Origin of the sequence: Kitasatospora sp. NPDC056138 (assembly GCF_042264695.1) — a bacterium.
Classification (GTDB): Bacteria; Actinomycetota; Actinomycetes; order Streptomycetales; family Streptomycetaceae; genus Kitasatospora.
In genome coordinates this window covers 1-18,444 of sequence record NZ_JBHJVK010000020.1, presented here as the reverse complement: position 1 = coordinate 18,444, position 18,444 = coordinate 1, and the positions used below count along the sequence as shown (strand labels likewise).

Below are 18,444 nucleotides of genomic sequence, written 5' to 3'. Positions count from 1 at the left end.
CCGCCCGGCGGTCCGGCCCGTCAGCCTGCGGTGGCCGAGAGGCGGCGGGTGGCCAGGTCGGCCAGCAGGGCGGCCTGGCGGGAGAGAACGGTGTCGTCGAAGGCCGCGGACGGTGCGTGGTTCATCGGCGCCGTTAGCGGGTCGCGGTCCGGGAAGGTGGCGCCGATGAAGAGGATGGCCCCGGGGACCTGCTCCAGGACGAGCGAGAAGTCCTCCGAGCCGCTGATCGGGTTGGGGGTGACCACGGCCTGCTCGGGGCCGAAGAGTTCCCGGGCGGTGTCCAGGGCGAAGGCGGTCTCGTCGGGGGTGTTGACGGTCACCGGGTACATCTGTGCGTACTCCGCCTCGACGTCCAGCCCGTGGGCCCGGGCGATCCCCTTGACCAGGGCCGGGAGTCCGGTGCGGAGCAGTTCCCGGTTCCGGGCAGAGAAGCTGCGGACGGTGGCGTCGAAGGCCGCGGTCTCGGGGATGATGTTGCTCTGCGTCCCCGCGCTCAGCCGGCCGACCGAGACGACCACCGGGTCGAAGACGTCGAAGCTGCGGGTCACGAAGGTCTGCAGGGCGGTGACCATCTCGCAGACGGCGGGCACCGGGTCCTTGGCCCGGTGCGGGGCCGAACCGTGGCCGCCCTGGCCGCTGACGGTCACCCGGAGCTCGTCGCAGGCGCTCATCATCGGACCCGGACGGCCGGTCACCACTCCACCGGGGAGCAGACCGGCGGTCACATGGAGCGAGTACGCGGCGTCGAGCGGCTTGCCCGCGGCGTCCAGTACGCCCTCGTCGATCATCGCGCCCGCGCCGTTGAACCCCTCCTCCCCCGGCTGGAACATGAAGACCACGTCGCCGCCGAGCCGTTCGCGGCGGTCGCAGAGCAGCCTGGCCGCACCCACCAGGCCGGCGGTGTGCAGGTCGTGGCCGCAGGCGTGCATCACTCCCTCGGTCCGGGAGGTGAACTCGGCGCCGGTGCGCTCCTGGACCGGCAGCGCGTCCATGTCGCCGCGCAGCAGTACCGCTCCGCCGGGGCCGCCGGCACCGCGCAGCACGGCCGTGACGGAGCTGAGCGAGCGTCCGGTGCTGATCTCCAGCGGCAGCCCGTCCAGGGCGGCCAGCACCTTCTCCTGGGTGCGCGGGAGGTGCAGTCCGAGCTCGGGTTCGCGGTGCAGCGCCCGGCGCAGTTCGGCCAGTTCGCCCTGGAGCTCCGCTGCCCGTTCGACTGTCGACATCGTTGTCCTCCGTCTCTGTTCGGTGCGTCCCTTCGGGTCGGGCGTCCGACGGCGCGTCAGGAGTGCTCGACGCCGCGGACCGCCCCAGGATGAAGCCTTGGAGCGCCGCTCGCCCTGTAAACACCGGGAACGCCGTGAACACCGGGAACGCCGTAGCACCGGGAACGCCGCAACCGCCCGGTGGAGAGGCGCACCCACCACCACTCGGCGCCGTTCCGGCAGATCCTCGCGACCTCTGGGTGCGGCCGGGCCGGGGCAGTATCGTGCGACCCACTCGACCGCCACCCAGCCACGGAGGCCCCGTGACCGCCGCCCTGCCGCCGACCGAGCGCCGCAACCCGGCCACCACCGACATCGACCTGCTGCCCACGCTGGACCTGCTGCGCGCCGTCAACGCGGCCGACGCCGAGGTGCCTGCCGCCGTCGCGCGCGCCCTGCCGGTCCTGGCCGAGGCGGTGGACGCGGCTGTGGCGGCCCTGCGCGGCGGCGGACGGGTGCACTACGTGGGGGCCGGCTCCTCGGGGCGCTACGCCGTCCTGGACGCCGCCGAGCTCGCACCCACCTACGGTCTGGAGCCCGGCCGCATCACCGCTCATCTCGCCGGAGGTCCGAGCGCGTTGGCACAGGCGGTCGAGGGCGCGGAGGACAGCGAGCCCGACGGGCGGCGGGCGGTGGCCGGGCTGCGGCCGGGCGACGTCGTCCTCGGGCTCGCGGCGAGCGGCCGGACCCCGTACGTGGCGGGCGCGCTGGCGGCCGCGCGAGAGGCCGGGGCGAAAGCCGTGCTGGTGAGCTGCAATCCGCAGGCGCCGCTCGCCGACCTGGCCGACCTGCACGTCTGCACCGACACCGGGCCCGAGGTGGTGACCGGCTCGACCCGGATGAAGGCGGGCAGCGCGCAGAAGCTGGTGCTGCACGGTTTCTCCACCGCGGTCATGGTCCGGCTGGGCCGGACCTGGTCGAACCTGATGACGGAGGTCGCCGCGACCAACGCCAAGCTGGTCGGCCGGAAACTGACCATCCTGACCCAGGCCACCGGCGCGGACCCGGACACCTGCCGTGCCGCCCTGCGCTCCACCGAGGGCGAGTTGAAGCCCGCACTGGTCCTGCTGCTCACCGGTGCCACCCCGGCGGCCGCCCGCGCCGCGCTGCACTCCGCCGACGGCGTGGTCAGGGCCGCCCTCGAGCGGCTCCGCCCCTAGGACGGCCGCTCCCCGTCCCGCCGAGGGCCGGAACGGGCGGTCGGGAGCGAGAGCGGGCGGCGCGCGGTCGGGAGCGAGAGCGAGCGGCGAGCGGGGAGTGCGAGCGAGCGAGCGGCGAGAGCAGGGAGCGCGAACGGCGACCCCGGCGCCGGATGCCGGGATTCCGTGGCGGTGGATCAACCCGGCGTGAACATTCGGTTTCGCGGACCCGCTGCTGCCGCCGCCGATATTGACGCGACCTCGGGCCGGGACTGGGATGGGGTGCCGAGACCCGGCTGGTCACGCCGGGTCTCATGTCAGGTCCATGGCGGGCGGGCCCGAGCGGCGCCGCACCGGTGGCCTCCGGGGGAAGGACGGGCCATGCCTGAGATCACGACCGCGACCCCGCGGACCGGCCGGACGCAACAGCGACCGGCCACTTCGGCCCGCCGGACGCCCGGACACGGCCACCCTGCACCGGACGAACCCCCGGACGGCGTGCCACCGGCTCGAGGCGTCCCGTCGGGCCGCCGGCCCGGTCCGGACGGACTGCCCGGTCCGGACGGACTGCTCGGTCCGGACGGACTGCTCGGCCGGGACGACCTGGTCGCCACCGTCGGCGATCGGCTCCGGGGCCGGGGCGCGCTCCTGCTGTACGGGCCGGCCGGGATCGGGAAGAGCTCCGTGGTCACGGCCGTTGCCGCGCAGGCGGCGGGGTCCGGCGCCACCGTGCTGCGGTGCACACCGGCGGACCAGGAGGCCCGGCTGCCGTTCGTGGGCCTGATCGACCTGTTCGGCGGTGTCCGGGACGCCTGCCTCGACGCGCTGCCCGCCGGTCCGCGCGCCGTACTGCGGGCCGCGCTGCTGCGCGGCGACGGGCCGGCCGACGACCGCAGCCGGCTGGCCCTGCGGGTCGCGGTGGCCGAGGTGCTGCGGTCACTGGGCGAACGGGCTCCGGTGCTGCTCGTACTCGACGGGCTGCAGTGGCTGGACGGGCCGAGTGCCGAGGTGGTCGCCTTCCTCGCGCGACGGACCCGGTCGCTGGGAGTGTCCGTACTGGCCACCGAGCGGGCCCCGGAGGGCGAGCCGCCGCGCCTGCGCGACCTCTGCCCGCCCGGCGCCCTCGAACTGTCCCTCCCGCCGCTCCCGCCGGTCGCCATAGGCGAGTTGCTCGCCCGTGAGGTCGCGGCGCCGCTGACTGCCGCCCGGGTGCGGGAGGTTCAGCGGGCCGCTGCGGGCAACCCGCTCTACGCCCTCGAACTGGCCAGAGCGGATCCCGGCGACCCGTCCGGTCCGCCGTGGCCGTCGGGCGGACCTTTCGCGACCGGCGCGCCTCCGGCGGTGCCGGAACGGCTGCGGACGCTGCTGCTCGAACGGGTGCGGGGGCTGTCGCCCGGGACCGCCCGCACCCTGCTGCTGGCCGCCGCGGCCTCCCGTCCGACGGTCCGCCGGCTGCGCGACGCGGGCGCCCTCGACCCGGTGACGGCGCTGGCCGAGGCCCGGACCGCCGCAGTCCTGGACACCGGCCCCGACGGCAGTGTCCGCTTCCGGCACCCGCTGCTGCGCGCCGCACTGCTGGCCGAGGCCACGGCCGACGACCGGTTGGCGGCGCACCGGGCGCTGGCCGCCACGGCCGGCGAACCGGTCGAACGGGCCCGCCAGCTCGCCCTGGCCGGCCCGGAGGCGGACGAGGGCCTCGCCCGGACCCTGCTCGACGCCGCCTTCACCGCCCACCGCCGGGCGGCGCCCGGGGCGGCGTACGAGCTGGCGGCCCTCGCGGTCGCCCGGACACCTGCCGCAGAGGTCCGGAAGCAGCGTGAACGACGGCTCGCCGCTGGGGAGTTCGCCTGCGACGCGGGGCTCTGGGAGGAGGCCGGACGGGCCGTGCTGCCGCTGCTCGCCGGGCCCGTACCTGCGCCCCGGGACGATCCTTCGGCAGCGGCTCTCCGGGTCCGGGCCCGACTGGTCCTGCTCCGGGCCGGCGGTACCGGGTCCGACGGCGCACCGGAGTCGATCACTGCGGGCCTGGCCGAGGCTGCGGGCGATCCGGCTCTGGCGGCCCCGCTGCGTCACTGGTCCGCGGCTCTCGCACTGGCGAACGGCCGGACCGCCGAGGCCACCCGCCAGGCCGGTCGGGCGGTGGAGCTGGCGGCCCTCGCGGGCGACACCGCCACCGGCGCCGCCGCCCTGGGCCTGCTGGCCGAACTCCACACGCTGCGCGGGGACTTCGCCCTCGCCGAACACCACCTCGCCCGCGCCCGGGCGCTGCCCGACCCGACCGGAGCGCAGCACCGGGCCCTGCTGCGCCACAGAGCCCTGCTCGACCTCGAGGGCGATCGGCCCGAGCAGGCCCGCCGAGGGATCGCGCCGCTGCTCGCGCTGATCGGCGCGGGCCCCGGGCGGGCGGCGGACGGAGTACGGGCCGACGGCTCCGGAGCGCCGCGCCCGTTCGACGTCGACGGCTCCTCGGCGGCACTGCTGGCGCTGGTACGGCTCTGCGCCCGCCTCGGCGACTGCGAACCGGCCCTGACGGCGGTGCGGGAGGCGGCCGCCGCCCGAAGCGCCTCCGCGCCGCCGACCGGCACGGCTCTGACCAGCACGGCTCTGACCGGCACAACGTCGACGCCCTCGGTGCGGATGTCCCCGGTGCCGGCGGCCACGGCACCGTCCGCCGCAGCGCTGACCGCCGCAGCGCTGGCGGAACTCGCGGGCGGCGATCGGTCACGGGCCGTCGGGCAGGCCACAGCCGCGGTGCGCGCCGCGACCCGGTCGCACGACCGGCTGTCCCTGGTCCTCGCTCTGGAGGTGCTCGGCCGGGCGCACCTGCTGGCCGGGGAGCCCCGCGCGGCTGCCGAGGCCGTGGCGGCGCTGCAACAGGCCCGCGCCCTCGGCCGGGAACTGGAGCTCACCGGCCCCGCGACGGCGTGCCGCCTCGGCGCCTTGGCGGAAGGGCTGGTGGCACTCGGGGAGTGGGCCGAGGCCGAGGCCGTGATCGCCGAAGGCCGGGCCCTGGTCACCGGTCTTCGGGGCGTGCCGGGACCGGTGGGCGACGGCAGCGCCACCGCCGTACTGGACCGCGCGGACGGGCTGTTGCTCGCCGCGCGCGGGCACGGCACCCAGGCCGCCGGGCTGCTGCGGGCGGCCGCCGTCCGCCTGGCCGGGCTCCGGCTGCCGCTGGAAGCGGCCGCGACCCTGGTCGCGCTCGGTGGCGTCGAGCGCCGGGCGCGCCGACGGGCGGCGGCCCGGACCGCGCTGGGCGAGGCGCGGGAGCTCTGCCGGACGCATCTGGCCCGGCCGCTGCTGGAGCGGGCCGAACGGGATCTCGACCGGCTCGTCGCGGGGGATCGGGCCAGTTCGGAGCACCCCGGACCGCTGGCGGGTGGGCAGCGGGTCGCCGAACTGACGGCAGGTGAGCACCGGGTCGCCGAGCTGGTCGTCGGCGGGGCCACCAACCGCGAGGTCGCCGCGGCGCTGTTCGTCAGCGTGAAGACGGTGGAGGGCACCCTCTCCCGGGTCTACCGCAAGCTCGGGGTGCGCTCCCGGACCTCGCTGGTCCGGACCCTGACATGACGGGGACACCCGGGGACACCGGCGGTTCACGGAACTGGCAAGGGCTATCCCCCTTTTGAGGGGACGTCCGCACTCCTACCGTTGAGGTCCATCCACTGCGCAGCACCGTTCCCGCCGTCCCGGCGGGGGCGGTCCGGCGTACCCGTCGCCCCAGGAGGACCTCAGTGAAGTCCCGCCTCAAGCCCCTCATCGGGCTGCTCGCCGCACCGCTGCCGATCATCGCGCTCGCCGCCGCGCCGGCCTTCGCGGCGTCGGCCGCAGCACAGCCGGTCGCACTGAACGGGAACGTGCTTCCGGCCGTGAGCCACTCGACCCGGACCGGAGAGGTCGCGGCGGACCGGACGATAACCGTCGCCGTCAGCCTCGGCCAGCGGGACACGGCGGGCCTGGACGCCTTCCTGGCCCAGGTGACCGACCCGAAGTCGCCGAACTACAAGCACTACCTGACGGTCGACCAGTTCGCGCAGCGGTACGGCGCGACCGAGGCGACGGTGGCCAAGGTGACCGCGTACCTGAGGGCCCAGGGCCTGAAGGTGGGCGCGGTGACGGCCAACCGCCTCACCCTGGAGGCCAGCGGAACCGCCGCCCAGGTGCAGAAGGCCTTCGGCACCAGACTGTCGACCTTCCACGACAGCACGACCGGCCGCGACTTCTACGCCAACAGCACGGCGCCGGTGCTGCCCGCCGAGGTCGCCGCCGCGGTGACCGACGTCTCCGGGCTCAACGACTACGCGAAGTACCGGCACTTCAGCACCGGCAGGCTGTCGCCCGAGGTCGGCACCCGCGCCCCGTCCGGCCTGAGCCCGGCCAAGGCCAGGACCGCGTACAACCTCAACTCCGCCCTCAGCGCCGGCTACACGGGCAAGGGGCAGAGCGTCGCGGTCGCCGAGTTCTCCGCGTTCCAGCAGTCGAACATCGCGGCGTACGACAAGTACTACGGCCTCACCCCGCCCACTCCGACGGTCGTCAACGCCGGTGGCGGCACCACCGACCTGTCGGGCCAGGGCGAGGTCGAGCTGGACATCGAGGTGATCCACGCGCTGGCGCCCGGAGCCAACGTGAAGGTCTACGAGGCGCCGAACAGCGATGCCGGGGAGGTCGCCCTCTACAGCAAGCTGGTCAGCGACAACGTGCCCGTCATCTCGATCAGTTGGGGCATCTACGAGGCGGGTGAGACCGCGTCCAACCGGGTCGCGGTCGACGCCGACTTCAAGGAGGCCGCCGCCCAGGGCCAGTCGGTCTACGCCGCCTCGGGCGACAGCGGCTCCGACGACGCCGGCAACGGCGGCACCTCGGTGGACTTCCCGGCGGCCGACCCGTACGTCACCGGGACCGGCGGCACCACGCTGTCCACCACCTCGTCGGGCGGCTGGAGCAAGGAGACCGCCTGGAGCGGCAGCGGCGGCGGCGTGTCGTCGGTCTTCGCCACCCCGAGCTACCAGACAAAGGTGAACACGGGCGCCAAGCGCACGGTGCCGGACGTCGCGGCGGTCGCCGACCCCGCCACCGGCTGGGCCGTCTACACCGCGGGCGCCTGGTACACCTACGGCGGCACCAGCGCGGCGGCACCCAACTGGGCCGCGTTCACCGCCGTGTACAACAGCGAGGCCGCGGCCAAGTCGAAGCCCGCCTTCGGCTTCGCGAACAGCACCATCTACTCGCTGGCCTCCTCGGCCAACTACGGTGCCGCCTTCCACGACGTGACCAGCGGCTCCAACGGCGCCTACAAGGCGGCCAAGGGCTACGACAAGGTGACCGGCTGGGGCTCCTACAACGGGGCGGGCTTCCTCAAGGCCGAACTCGGCTGACGGACGACCGCCGACACGGCGAAGGGGCCGGGCCCGCGCCCGGCCCCTCCGCCGCGCCCGCCCTTTCCCTTCGCCCGCCCTTTCCCTTCGCCCGCCCTTTCCCTTCGCCCGTCCCCTTCCCGGTCACTCGTTCCCCTTCGCCGCGCCGGCTCCTCGCCCGCGCCCGGCCCCTTCGCCGGCGCCCGGCGCCTTCGCCCGGCCACCGCTCCGCCCGTACGGCCCAGCAGCGGCAGCGCCGCAGCCGCCGCGCTGCGCATGGTGCTGTGAGAGCAGCCCCGCGAGCGGGGAGCGAGCGAGAGCGAGGAGCGGGCGATGGGACCTCCGGACCAGGCGCAGCCGCCGCCGAGGCGGTTCACCTTTCCGAGTGCGATCACCGTACTGGCACTGGTCACCGTCGCGGTCTGGGCACTGGCCTTCCTGATCCCGCCCGGACAGTACGACCGCACCGCGAACGGCGCCCCGGTCCAGGGGACGTACCACCGGGTGCCCTCGGGGCTGGGTTTCACCGGCCGCCTGAAGGACCTGTTCCTCTCCCCCGTCAACGGTCTCTACGGCATCCGGGACCTGAAGACCGGCGAGATCGGCCCGACGCTCACCGGCGCCCTCTACGGCAGCGCCGGCGTCTTCCTCTTCGTACTCGCCATCGGCGCCTTCATCACGGTGGTCTTCGCCACCGGCGCACTCGACCGGGGCATCGAGCGCCTGGCGCACGCCCTGCGCGACCGGGGCGCACTGCTGATCGCCGGGATCATGGTGGTCTTCTCCCTGCTCGGCACCGTGGAGGGGTTCGCCGAGGAGACGCTCGGCTTCTACGGCCTGATCGTGCCGCTGATGCTGGCGCTCGGCTACGACCGGATGGTGGCGACCGGCACGATCATCCTCGGCGCGGGCATCGGTGTGCTCTGCTCGACCGTCAACCCGTTCGCCACCGGCGTCGCCTCCTCCGCCGCCGGCATCTCGCTCGGCGACGGCATCGCCCTCCGGTTCGCGATGTGGATCGTGCTCACGGCCGTCACGGTCGGGTACGTGATCGGCTACGGCCGCCGGGTGCAGCGGGACCCGGACCGTTCCCTCGTCGGTTTCCTGCCGGGCGACCGGGAGCACGTCACCGACGAGGCGGGCGCGGCCCCGGAGCTGACCGGGCTGCACAAAGCGGTACTGGCCCTGGTCGGCCTGGTCTTCGCGTTCATGATCTTCTCGGTGGTGCCCTGGTCCAGCGCGCTCAGCGGGAGGGCGGACGCGGCCGCCTACGCCTGGGAGCTGGACTGGTCCTTCGCTGAACTCGCGGCGCTCTTCCTGGTGGCGGCCGTCCTGACCGGGCTGGTCGGCCGGATGGGCGAGCAGCGGCTCAGCTCCACCATCGTGCAGGGCGCGGCCGACTTCATCGCGCCCGCGCTGGTCATCGTGCTGGCCCGCGGGGTCACCGTGATCATGAACAACGCCAGGGTGACCGACACCGTGCTGCACTCGATCGAGGGCGTGGTCGCCGGCTCCCCCGCCGCCCTGTTCGGGATCATCGTCTTCGTGGTGAACCTGCCGCTGGCCTTCCTGATCCCGTCCAGCTCGGGGCACGCCACGCTGGCCATGCCGATCCTCGCGCCGCTCGCCGACTTCGCCGGGGTGTCGCGGGCCGTGGTCGTCACCGCGTGGCAGTCGGCGAGCGGCTGGATGAACCTCTGGGTGCCGACCACGGCCGTCACCATCGGGGGCGTCTCGCTGGCCAAGGTCCGCTACGACCAGTACCTGCGGTTCGTCTGGCCGCTGCTGGCGCTGCTGGCCGTGCTGATCTGCCTGTTCGTCGGCTTCGGCGCGGCCGTCGGCTGAACCCGCGGACCGCTGCGCGAGCGGTGGCCGCCGAAGCCTCCTCCCGGACAAGGACGTTGTGCGGGTGCCCTGGTCGCTGCTAGCGTCGATCACATGAAGCGCGCTGCGATGATGACGACGACGCCGAGGAGTGTCCCGGCGCGCTGATCCGTGTTCTTTCGCGAAGCCCCGGGGCGAGTGCCCCGGGGCTTCGTCGTGTGGGTCCCCCGGTCGCCCGCCCCACCCGACCACAGGGAGACCGCCATGCACGACCACCGCAGGCTCGGCCGCGAGCTCGACCTCTTCGACACCGACCCGCTGATCGGCTCCGGCCTGCCGTACTGGCTGCCCCCGGGTGCGGCCGTCCGGCACGGCCTGGAGGAGTACGTCCGCGAGGTGGAGCGCCGGGCGGGCTACCGCCACGTGTACTCGCCGGTGCTCGGCAAGCGCGAGCTGTACGAGATCTCGGGCCACTGGGCGCACTACAGCGAGGACATGTTCCCGCCGATGGATCTGGGCGGCGAGCAGGTGGTGCTGCGGCCCAGCCTGTGTCCGCACCACGCGCTGATCTTCCGCTCCCGCTCCCACAGCTACCGTGAACTTCCTCTGAGAATGGCAGAGTTGGGAGGCATGTACCGGTCCGAGCTGTCCGGGGTACTGGGCGGGCTGACCCGGGTGCGGGCGATCCAGCTGAACGACGCGCATGTCTTCTGCACCCTCGACCAGGTCGCCGACGAGGCGCGGGCCGCGCTGGAGCTGATCCGGCAGGCGTACCGGGCGCTGGGGATCACCCCGTCGCGGATCCGGCTTTCGCTGCCGGGCGAGGGCGGGAAGTACGTCGCCGCGCCCGAGCTGTGGGAGCGCTCGACCGCGCTGCTGGTCGAGGTGCTGGAGAGCTCCGGGCTGGAGTACGAGGCGGTGGCGGGCGAAGCCGCCTTCTACGGCCCGAAGATCGACGTGCAGATCGCGGACGGGGCCGGCCGGGAGGCGACCCTTTCCACCATCCAGGTCGACTTCCACCAGCCGGAGCAGTTCGACCTGGGCTACATCGGCCCGGACGGCTCACGGCACCGTCCGGTGATGGTCCACCGGGCGATCATCGGCAGTGTCGAGCGGGCCGTCGCCCACCTGATCGAGCTGCACGGCGGGGCCTTCCCGGCCTGGCTCGCCCCGGTGCAGGTGGTGGCGGTGCCGGTCTCGGCGGCGGAGGTCCCGGTGGCCGCCGCCTTCGTGGAGCGCTGCCTGGACCGGGGGCTGCGCGCCGAGCTGGCCGAGCCCGGACAGGGCACCCTGGGCGCCAGGATCCGCGCCGCGCGCCTCGTCCCCTACCAGGCCGTCATCGGCTCCCGCGAGGCCGCCGCCGGGCAGGTCGCCCTGCGCCTGCGGGACGGCCGCCGGATCGATCCGCTCGCCGCCGCCGAAGTCCTGCACCGGATCGGCGAGTTGACCTGCAGTCACAGCACCGACCTGTGGTGACGGAGCGTGGACGGCAGGCGTACGGTGTCGCGCATGGAGCTGAGTGAACTCGAGGCGCAGGCGCTTGCCGTCCACGACCTCTACGACCGGCTGAACGAGCGCAGGCGCAGGATCTGGACCCGGGAGGAGTTCATGTTGGGCTTCGTCGGGGACGTCGGCGACCTGGCGAAGCTGGTCATGGCCGAGGAGGGCGCCCGGGAGGTCCCGGGCGGGCGGGCGGCGCTCGAACACGAACTGGCCGACTGCCTCTGGTCGGTCCTGGTGCTCGCCCACCGCTACGGCGTCGACCTGGAGGCGGCCTTCACCAGGACGATGGCGCAGCTGACCGGGCACCTCGTCGCCGAACTGGCCTCCGACGAGCCCGCCGCCGAGGGCTGACCGTCCGGACCCCGGCGGTCGGCGGGTCGTGTCGGGGCGAGCGCGGGGGCCGGATGAGAGTCTGGGAGCGGAGGTGATCGGTGACCATGTCCGGAGCACGCGGGGGCCCGACCGGGCCGGGGGCCGGCCCGCAGGGCAGCCGACGGACGGGGGCGAGCGCACTCACCGGACCGCTGCCCGAGCACGGACGGGTCCGGATCGCGGTCCACCGGATCTGGCGCCACGGGCGCGAGGTCGAGCTGATGCACCGGGCCATGGGTTTCGCGGCCCTCGGCTTCGTCACCCTGGTCCCGTTGCTGATCGTGGTCGCCGCCGCCTCCCCCGTGCACGGCGCCGGCTTCGCCAGCTGGGTGGTGGACGGCCTCGGCCTCTCGGGCCGCTCCGCACAGGAGGTCCGGGACCTGTTCGCCTCACCGACCCAGGCGCTCAGCGCCACCACGGCGCTCAGCCTCGCGGTCGCCAGCGTCTTCGGCATCTCGTTCATGGCGGCCGTCCAGACCGGCTACGAGCGGGTCTGGCGGCTCGCCCCGGCGGCCTGGCACACCGTCTGGCGGCAGGCGATCGGACTGGCCGGGCTGGTCGGCTTCCTGCTCGCCGCCTCCTGGGCCGGGGTGCCCTGGCAGGCCAGCCCGGCCCAGCCCGCACTCAGGCTGCTGACCGCGCTCGGCGGCGGGGTGCTGTTCTTCTGGTGGACCCAGTGGCTGCTGCTGGGCGGTCGGGTGCCCTGGCGGGCGCTCTTCCCCGGCTCGGTCGCCACCGTACTGGCCCTGTTCGGACTGCGGCTCTTCTCGCAGTTGGTCTTCCGCCCGCTGATCATCTCCAACGCGCTCTCCTACGGCGTGATCGGGACGGTACTGGTGGTGCAGTCCTGGCTGGTCGGGGTCGGCTTCACGGTCTTCGCGGGCGCCCTGGCCGGCCACGCCTTCCGGGAGCACCGGCTGCGCCAGGCCGGGCGGGACGGCACCGGGCCCTGAGCGACACCCCCCTTCGGGCGGGGTGGACGCCCTTCGGCGGCGGCCCGCAGACTGCTGCGATGGGGCATTCGGTGGGGCAGCGGACGCAGGAAGCCTGGAGCAGCGGGGCGGGCGAGAGCGGGGTGCGGGATCTCGCGGTCCCGCTGCACGTGCTGGAGGTGCCGCTCCCGCACGTGCTGCCGTTCGCGATCGGGTCCTTCGACTCGATCGGGCCGATGTCGCGGGCGGCCTTCCCGCACCGCCACTCCTTCTACGAGATCGCCTACGTCACCGGCGGCTCCGGCTGCCACGTGGTGGATCTGGCCCGCCGCCCGCTGCGGCCGCCGCACCTGTGCGTGATCGCCCCCGGACAGGTGCACCACTGGGAGGACGCGGACGACGTCAGCGGCTGGGTGATGCTGTTCAACGAGGAGTTCCTGCTCGCGCACCCCGAGGACGGCGGGGCGCTGCGCGAGGTGAGCAGTCGCCCGTGGCTGAGCCTGGACGCCCGGGCGGCACGGCGGTTCGGCGGACTGGTCGAGGAGATGGCCCGGGAGTACCGGGAGGCCGAGGACGGGTACGTCGGGGTGCTGCGTTCGCAGCTGCACGTGCTGTCGGTGTGGGCGCTGCGGGCGATGGGTGGTGCGGACGGCGCCCCGGCCGCCGAGGAGCGGGTGGGCGGCCGGCCGGGCGAGCTGGTGACCGAGTTCACCCGTCTGATCGCGCTGCCAGGCCGGACCGATCGTTCGGTCCGTTCCTACGCGCGGGAGTTGGGGGTGTCGGCGGGCTACCTGAGCGAGGTGGTGAAGGCGGCTCTCGGTCTCACCCCGGGCACCCTGATCCGGCGGAGCCAGACCCTGGAGGCACAACGGCTCCTGCTGCGAACCGATCTGACGGTGCGACAGATATCGAGAGAGGCCGGCTTCGCCGATCCCGCGTACTTCTGCCGGTTCTTCCGCCGCGAGACCGGCCTCTCGCCGGGCGAGTACCGCAGCGGGGGCGGAGGAAACCACCACGATCCCCGAATCGAGTCCATCGCCTCCGCGCCCGGCGCGGCGTAGGTTTGGCCGCAGTGATCCCCGACGGCCCGTCCCCGCGCCGCACGGCGGCCGCCTGCCATGCTCGGTCACTGCCCCCACGCATCCCGTGTGATTGTCATGCAACGGCCACCGTGCGGCGCTCCCAACCCCTCCTGGAGCTGCGATGACCCCTCGCGAGAACGACCGGAGCAACCCAGACCGGAGCGGCGACGACCTGAGCGGCAACCACCGGAGCCGCCGCGAACGCGAGCCCGGCGGCCGAAACCACGGTGACCGGAAGTACGGTGACCAGCGGCACGGCGGCCCGGCCATCAGCCGGAAGAGCCTCCTCAAGGTCGCCGCCCTGGCGGGAGCCGCGCCCGCGCTGCTCGGCGGCGGCTCGGCCCTAGCCCGCGACCGCGCAGGCACCGGCGCACCACCCGCCTTCACACCCGCCTGCGACGACGGGGACCATCCCACCGTGCCGCAGATCGAGGGCCCGTACTTCAAACCGGACTCCCCGCTGCGCTCCTCCCTGGTGACCCCCGACACCGCCGGCACCCGGCTCACCGTCAGCGGCTACGTCTTCGGCCGCCACTGCCGTCCGATCGCCGGCGCCCTGCTCGACTTCTGGCAGGCGGACGACGACGGCGCCTACGACAACACCGGTTTCAACCTCCGGGGCCACCAGTTCACCGACGCCCGGGGCTCATTCGCCCTCGACACGATCGTGCCCGGCCTCTATCCCGGCCGGACCCGGCACCTCCACGTGAAGGTGCAGGCGCCGGGCGGCCCGATCCTCACCACCCAGCTGTACTTCCCAGGCGAGTCCCGCAACTCCACCGACGGCATCTTCGACCCGGAGCTGCTGATGACCGTCCGCCAGGCCGGCCCGGCGAAGGAGGGCACCTTCGACTTCGTGCTCGACATCGCCCAGCCACCCGACCCCTCGCCGACGCCGACGCCCTCACCCGGCAGCACGGCCTGGACCCCGGGCACCGCCTACCGCAGCGGGGACCGGGTCGGCTACGGCGGCCTCGGCTACCGCTGCCTCCAGGCCCACACCTCCGCCTCCGGCTGGGAACCGCCCGCCGTCCCCGCCCTGTGGCAGCGCGTCTGAGCCCAGCCCAGCCCAGCCCAGCCCGTCGGCATCCGAGCGGCCAGACATCCAGGCAGTCGGGCGCCCGGACACCCGGACACCCGGACAGCCGGACACCACCTCCCGGCGCACGCCCCGGCTCCGGCCCGGGAGGCACCGCCGCCCGGCCGGGGCCGGGGAGCCCGCCGGGGCCCACCCGGATCCACCGCGGCCGGGCCGAGGGGTGCACCGGTGCCCGTCCAGCCCCGGGGAGCGCGGCGAGCCGCCCCTAGCGGGCACAGCGGCGGGCGGTCAGTTCGGCGTGGGCCAACAGGACGGCGGCCACCAGCGCGACCCCGACGGCGCAGAGCGCCAGTGACCGGACCACCCCGTGGTGCAGCTGGAACCAGGCGCCGACGAAGGCTCCGCCCGCCATCGCGACCGCCGCTCCGGCGCGGCGCCCGGCGCGCGGGGCGGCACCGCCGGCCAGCAGCGAGTCGGCGGCCAGGCCGGTCAGCGTCATGGTCAGCACCGTGGTGGTCAGGTCGGCGACCCCCACCCGGCGGACGGAGGCGTTGCGGATGCCCATGGCGAGCGCGAGGACGGCGATCACCGCAAGGCGGCCCGCCGTGCCCTGGACCAGCGACGCCACGGCGCCGGCCAGGCCGGTCAGGGCCGCCTCCGCCACCAACGCGCCGCCGAACCAGCGGTGTGCGGGGCGCGACCTCATCGCCACCGCGAACCGGCCGGCCAGCACGGCCCCGGCGAGGAAGCCCGCGAGCGAGGTCAGCGAGGCGACGGCCGAGAAGCCGGGGGCACCCGCCGCGGCGAAGCCGACCACGACCACATTGCCGGTCATGTTGGCCGTGAAGACCCTGCCCAGCCCCAGGAAGCTCACCGCGTCGAGAAAGCCGCTGACCACGGTCAGGACCATCAGTACGGCCGGCAGGTGCTCCCGGGCGCCGATCCCCTGCTCGCCCATCCGGCCATCATCCCAGCGCCCCGGGCCGGCTGGGCCGCCCCGCCGCCGGGCGGGCGTGTCGAGGAGCCGCCGCTCAGAACCGCACCGGGAGCGCGAGCAGCCCGCGGGCCCGGATCGAGGGGCGCCGGCGCAGGGCGTCACGCGGGACGTCCAGGGCCAGGTCCGGGAAGCGGCGCAGCAGGGTGGCGAGGGCGATGCCGGTCTCCATCCGGGCGAGCGGCGCGCCGATGCAGTAGTGGATCCCGTGGCCGAGGGACAGGTGGGCGCCGTCCCGGCGGTGCAGGTCCAGCTGGTCGGGCCGGTCGTAGTGGTCGGGGTCGCGGTTGGCGGAGCCGAGGGCCAGCAGGACGGTCTCCCCGGCGGGGATGGTGACGTCGCCGACGGTGACGTCCACCAGCGGGAAGCGGCGGATCGCGAGCGGCGCGGGGGTGTCGTAGCGGGTGAGCTCCTCGACGGCGGCCGGCAGCAGCCGGGGGTCGCGGCGCAGTTCGGCGAGCTGTTCGGGGTGGTCGAGCAGGGCGAGGACGCTGTTGCCGATGAGTTGGACGGTGTTCTCGTAGCCCGCGAAGAGGATCAGGAAGGCGAGCGAGGTGAGTTCGTCCTCGCTGAGGCGGTCGCCCTCGTCCCGGGCGGTGATCATCGCGGCCAGCAGGTCGTCGCCGGGCTCGGCGCGCTTGCGTGCGATGAGCCGGGCGAAGAACTCCAGCATGCCCGCGACGGCCGCCTTGGCCTGCTGGGGCTGTGCGGGGTCCGGGGTGATGATGGCGTCGGTCCAGGCACGGAAGTCCCGCCGGTCCTCGGCGGCGACACCGAGCAGGTCGCAGATGAGGGCGATCGGGAAGGGGCCGGCGTAGTCGGCGACGAGGTCGGCGCGGCCGAGGGGTTCGATGCGGTCGAGCAGCTCGTCGGCGGTCCGCTGGACGGGGGCGCGCAGCTGCTCGATGCGCCGGGGAGTGAACGCCTGGGAGACCAGCCGGCGGATCCGGGTGTGGTCGGGCGGGTCCATGTTGAGCAGGTTGGCGTCGAGGGCGGGCGGGAGGGCGAGGCCGCGGTAGTTGCCGGGGACGGCGTTGCGCCTGTCGAACGAGAGCCTCGGGTCGGCGAGCAGCTCCCTGACGTCCTGGTACCTGGTGACCAGCCAGAACGGCAGCCCGTCGGGGCCGACGATCCGCTGTACGGGTGCGCTCGCGCGGAGTGCGGCGTAGCCGCCGTACAGGTCCTGGAGCAGTTCGGCCGTGCCGACCGTGACGGGAACGGGCTCGGGAAGGGTGGTCGCCATGGGGTCAGCGTAGGGCCTGCGGGGACCGAGGCTGGGCGGTCCCGGGCTCGGTGCTTGACCAGCACGAATCCTTCTTTATCTCAGATATGAGATAAGGTCTGGCCCGTGACCGACGACTACCTCATGCGTATCGGCAAGCTCATCCGTGACGCCCGCCAGCACCGGGGCCTGACGCAGGCCCAGCTCGGCGAGGCCCTGGGCACCAGTCAGAGTGCGGTGAACCGGATCGAGCAGGGCAGGCAGAACATCAGCCTGGAGATGATCGCCCGTATCGGCGAGGCCCTGGACAGCGAGATCGTCTCGCTCGGCTACGCGGGCCCGATGCACCTGCGGGTGGCCGGCGGAACCCGCCTCTCGGGCGCCATCGATGTCCGCACCAGCAAGAACGCCTGCGTCGCGCTGCTCTGCGCCTCCCTGCTGACCACCGGCCGGACCACCCTCCGACAGGTCGCCAGGATCGAGGAGGTGTATCGCATCCTTGACGTTCTGACCAGCATCGGCGTCAAGGTCCGCTGGCTGAACGACGGCCGCGACCTGGAGCTCACCCCGCCGGCCGAGCTGGACCTCGCCGCGATGGACGTCGCGGCCGCCCGCCGGACCCGCAGCGTGCTGATGTTCCTCGGCCCGCTGATGCACCGCGCCGAGCACTTCGAGATCCCGTACGCCGGTGGCTGCGAGCTCGGCACCCGTACGGTCGAGCCGCACCTGAGCGCGCTGCGCCGCTTCGGCCTGGACGTGGCGACCACCGGCGGCAGCTACCACGCCAGCGTCTCGCCCGAGGTCTCGCCGGACCGGCCGATCGTGCTGACCGAGCGCGGCGACACCGTGACCGAGAACGCACTGCTGGCCGCCGCCCGCCACGACGGGGTGAGCGTGATCCGCAACGCCAGCCCGAACTACATGGTCCAGGACCTGTGCTTCTTCCTGGAGCGGCTCGGCGTGCGGATCGAGGGCATCGGCACCACCACGCTCACCGTGCACGGCAAGCCCGAGATCACCTGTGACGTCGACTACGCGCCCGCCGAGGACCCGGTCGAGGCGATGAGCCTGCTGGCCGCAGCCGTCGTCACCTCCTCCGAGCTGACGATCCGCCGGGTGCCGGTCGAGTTCCTGGAGATCGAACTCGCCGTACTGGAGCAGATGGGCCTGGACTACGACCACAGCCCCGAGTACCCGGCGCTCAACGGCCGCACCCGGCTGGTGGACCTGACCGTGCGCCCCTCCAAGCTCACGGCGCCGATCGACAAGATCCACCCGATGCCCTTCCCCGGCATCAACATCGACAACATCCCGTTCTTCGCGGTGATCGCCGCCGCCGCGCACGGCACCACGCTGATCCACGACTGGGTCTACGACAACCGGGCCGTCTACCTCACCGAGCTGGGCCGGCTCGGCGCCGACGTGAAGCTGCTCGACCCGCACCGGGTGCTCGTCCAGGGCCCGACCCGCTGGCGGGCGGCCGAGATGATGTGCCCGCCCGCACTGCGCCCCGCGGTGGTGATCCTGCTCGCGATGCTGGCCGCCGAGGGCACCTCGGTGCTGCGCAACGTCTACGTCATCAACCGCGGTTACGAGGACCTCGCCGAGCGGCTGAACTCGATCGGCGCCAAGATCGAGACCTTCCGCGACATCTGAGCCGTCCGGCCCCGGAGGCGAGCGCGTCGGCCTTCGCCCCCTGGTGCTCATGGGGCGAAGGC

At 74.1% G+C, this 18,444-nt stretch carries 13 protein-coding genes; 10 read left to right on the top strand and 3 right to left on the bottom strand.

Annotated elements, in window-relative coordinates; all coding sequences use genetic code 11:
- Window positions 1-20: 20 nt before the first annotated feature.
- A complete protein-coding gene (locus ACFC1R_RS15055) occupies window positions 21-1,223 on the bottom strand; it encodes a M20 family metallopeptidase (RefSeq protein WP_375938436.1) in 1,203 nt (400 codons plus the stop codon).
- A gap of 302 nt (window positions 1,224-1,525) precedes the next feature.
- On the opposite strand from ACFC1R_RS15055, the gene ACFC1R_RS15050 reads away from it, so the two are divergent.
- The 9 genes from ACFC1R_RS15050 (at window position 1,526) to ACFC1R_RS15010 (ending at window position 14,528) form a co-directional block, all read left to right on the top strand.
- Window positions 1,526-2,422 (top strand): N-acetylmuramic acid 6-phosphate etherase, encoded by an 897-nt coding sequence (locus ACFC1R_RS15050; RefSeq protein ID WP_375938433.1) that lies wholly within the window; start codon window positions 1,526-1,528, stop codon window positions 2,420-2,422.
- Window positions 2,423-2,782: 360 nt separating this feature from the next.
- A complete protein-coding gene (locus tag ACFC1R_RS15045; RefSeq protein WP_375938430.1) occupies window positions 2,783-5,971 on the top strand; it encodes an AAA family ATPase in 3,189 nt (1,062 codons plus the stop codon).
- 164 nt (window positions 5,972-6,135) lie between these two features.
- Entirely contained in the window at window positions 6,136-7,779 is a 1,644-nt protein-coding gene (locus ACFC1R_RS15040) for a protease pro-enzyme activation domain-containing protein (protein ID WP_375938427.1), read from the top strand.
- Window positions 7,780-8,091: 312 nt separating this feature from the next.
- Window positions 8,092-9,603: a YfcC family protein gene (locus ACFC1R_RS15035; RefSeq protein ID WP_375938425.1), complete on the top strand. Its 1,512-nt coding sequence runs from the start codon at window positions 8,092-8,094 to the stop codon at window positions 9,601-9,603.
- Between the two features lie 195 nt (window positions 9,604-9,798).
- On the top strand, window positions 9,799-11,058 hold the full coding sequence (gene thrS, locus ACFC1R_RS15030) for a threonine--tRNA ligase (RefSeq protein ID WP_375938422.1): 1,260 nt from the start codon (window positions 9,799-9,801) through the stop codon (window positions 11,056-11,058).
- Between the two features lie 33 nt (window positions 11,059-11,091).
- Window positions 11,092-11,436 carry a MazG nucleotide pyrophosphohydrolase domain-containing protein gene (locus ACFC1R_RS15025; RefSeq protein WP_375938419.1) on the top strand — a complete coding sequence of 115 codons (345 nt, stop codon included), beginning with the start codon at window positions 11,092-11,094 and terminating at the stop codon, window positions 11,434-11,436.
- An 86-nt stretch (window positions 11,437-11,522) separates the two neighbouring features.
- Window positions 11,523-12,410, top strand: a complete 888-nt coding sequence (locus tag ACFC1R_RS15020) for a ribonuclease BN (protein WP_375938416.1) — start codon at window positions 11,523-11,525, stop codon at window positions 12,408-12,410.
- Window positions 12,411-12,469: 59 nt separating this feature from the next.
- Complete coding sequence (locus tag ACFC1R_RS15015; protein WP_375938413.1) at window positions 12,470-13,450, top strand: helix-turn-helix domain-containing protein; 981 nt, start codon at window positions 12,470-12,472, stop codon at window positions 13,448-13,450.
- 142 nt (window positions 13,451-13,592) lie between these two features.
- A complete protein-coding gene (locus ACFC1R_RS15010) occupies window positions 13,593-14,528 on the top strand; it encodes a carbohydrate-binding protein (protein WP_375938410.1) in 936 nt (311 codons plus the stop codon).
- A 247-nt stretch (window positions 14,529-14,775) separates the two neighbouring features.
- Here the strand turns inward: ACFC1R_RS15010 and ACFC1R_RS15005 are convergent, their stop codons facing one another.
- Complete coding sequence (locus ACFC1R_RS15005; protein ID WP_375938407.1) at window positions 14,776-15,468, bottom strand: YoaK family protein; 693 nt, start codon at window positions 15,466-15,468, stop codon at window positions 14,776-14,778.
- Between the two features lie 73 nt (window positions 15,469-15,541).
- Window positions 15,542-16,747 (bottom strand): cytochrome P450, encoded by a 1,206-nt coding sequence (locus ACFC1R_RS15000; protein WP_375938404.1) that lies wholly within the window; start codon window positions 16,745-16,747, stop codon window positions 15,542-15,544.
- A 105-nt stretch (window positions 16,748-16,852) separates the two neighbouring features.
- Between ACFC1R_RS15000 and ACFC1R_RS14995 the strand changes: the two genes are divergently transcribed.
- Window positions 16,853-18,382, top strand: coding sequence for a helix-turn-helix domain-containing protein (locus tag ACFC1R_RS14995; RefSeq protein WP_375938401.1), 1,530 nt, complete (start codon window positions 16,853-16,855; stop codon window positions 18,380-18,382).
- Window positions 18,383-18,444 lie beyond the last annotated feature (62 nt).

Bases quoted from the DNA above. Each gene is read 5' to 3' on its own strand.
- ACFC1R_RS15055 (WP_375938436.1), bottom strand. From the start codon at position 1,223: ATGTCGACAGTCGAACGGGCAGCGGAGCTCCAGGGCGAACTGGCCGAA.
- ACFC1R_RS15045 (WP_375938430.1), top strand. From the start codon at position 2,783: ATGCCTGAGATCACGACCGCGACCCCGCGGACCGGCCGGACGCAACAG.
- ACFC1R_RS15035 (WP_375938425.1), top strand. From the start codon at position 8,092: ATGGGACCTCCGGACCAGGCGCAGCCGCCGCCGAGGCGGTTCACCTTT.
- ACFC1R_RS15025 (WP_375938419.1), top strand. From the start codon at position 11,092: ATGGAGCTGAGTGAACTCGAGGCGCAGGCGCTTGCCGTCCACGACCTC.
- ACFC1R_RS15020 (WP_375938416.1), top strand. From the start codon at position 11,523: ATGTCCGGAGCACGCGGGGGCCCGACCGGGCCGGGGGCCGGCCCGCAG.
- ACFC1R_RS15015 (WP_375938413.1), top strand. From the start codon at position 12,470: ATGGGGCATTCGGTGGGGCAGCGGACGCAGGAAGCCTGGAGCAGCGGG.
- ACFC1R_RS15010 (WP_375938410.1), top strand. From the start codon at position 13,593: ATGACCCCTCGCGAGAACGACCGGAGCAACCCAGACCGGAGCGGCGAC.
- ACFC1R_RS15005 (WP_375938407.1), bottom strand. From the start codon at position 15,468: ATGGGCGAGCAGGGGATCGGCGCCCGGGAGCACCTGCCGGCCGTACTG.
- ACFC1R_RS15000 (WP_375938404.1), bottom strand. From the start codon at position 16,747: ATGGCGACCACCCTTCCCGAGCCCGTTCCCGTCACGGTCGGCACGGCC.